1 protein-coding gene is annotated in these 1159 nt (G+C 72.7%); it reads right to left on the bottom strand.

What is annotated here, in order from left to right:
* On the bottom strand, positions 1 to 1159 hold a 1159-nt coding region (locus I8J34_RS24075; protein ID WP_230411995.1), incomplete at both ends, for a type VI secretion system Vgr family protein.

The raw sequence follows: 1159 nt of genomic DNA, 5'->3' as shown, positions 1-1159 counted from the left end.
CGCGCTGCTGGTTGTCGGTGTCGTCGAAGACGAGTTGGTTGTGGCCGGCGAAGCGGCCGTGGGCGCCGAATTCCTTGGTGCGGATGCCACTGAGGGCGGCGCTGTGGCGGTGTTCATTGGCGGCGGCACCGTGCCAGGCGGGGCTGTTGCCGGCCGTGAGGTTGCCTTGGGCGGCAGGGGCGTGGTCGGTGGCCTGCTCGAACACCGCGCGGTCGGCCGGGGCGGCGTCAGCGCCGCCGGGCGTCGGTGGGATGCCGCCTTCGCCTCGCCCGTTAAAAAAACCGCCGATCACGAGGGGCCTGTCGATGTCGCCGCCAAGGTGGGTGACCAGGACTTCCTGCCCAATGCGCGGGAGCATCTGCCAGCCCATGCCAGGGCCGGCCTGGCGGGTGCCTACGCGTACCCAGCAGCTGCTGCAATCGTCGGGTGTGCGGCCTTGTTGCCACAGGAAGCGCACCTTGATGCGCCCGAGCCGGTCGCACCAGATCTCGTCGGCGCCGTTGGGGCGGGTTTCGCCCTGCGGGCCGACGACGATGGCGCTGGTCGGGCCGTTGGCGGTGGGGCGCGGGTTGAGCCGGGCGCCGGTGTCGTCGGTGAGGCGGGGACGCCAGGGCAGGTGCGCGGGCAGTGCGTCGAAGCTGTTGGCGTAGCCGCGCGCGGCGGCCAGGGCGAGCACCTCGGAGAGGCCCGCGGCGCTCAGCGTGGTGGGGGCGCGTTGCGGGGCGGCGCCTTCGTTGCGGGCGGTGTCGGCGTTGGCGCTGGGAGCGTCGAGGAACGGATCGAGGAACGGATCGAGGAACGGATCGAGGAACGGATCGGGGAACGAGTCGCCCGGCGGGGTGGTGCGTGAATCGTCGAGCGAATCGTCATGAAACAGCTCGGCCGCGCCGAGGCGGCGGGCGATGGTGACCATCGGCGCGGCGCCCAGGTTGTTGATGCCGATGTGGGTGACTTGGCGCACGGCGAAGCGTGGCGGCTCGACGCTGTCGTCGGGGGGCGCGCCGCCCGGCCCGCGCGGGGTGGCGGTGAGCGCGCGCGGGGCGTCGAGCAGGTCGACATGCGTGCCGGGGCGCAGGCTGCGCACGGTGCCGCGCCCGACGAAGGTGGTGTGGCGCGCTTCGAGCGCTTCCATCATCAGGCGCGCGTAGCGATCGGCCTC

This window comes from Denitromonas iodatirespirans (assembly GCF_018524365.1).
GTDB classification, from domain to species: domain Bacteria; phylum Pseudomonadota; class Gammaproteobacteria; order Burkholderiales; family Rhodocyclaceae; genus Nitrogeniibacter; species Nitrogeniibacter iodatirespirans.
Note: the sequence above shows the minus strand (reverse complement) of the source record. Positions and strands in the feature narration are given on the sequence as shown.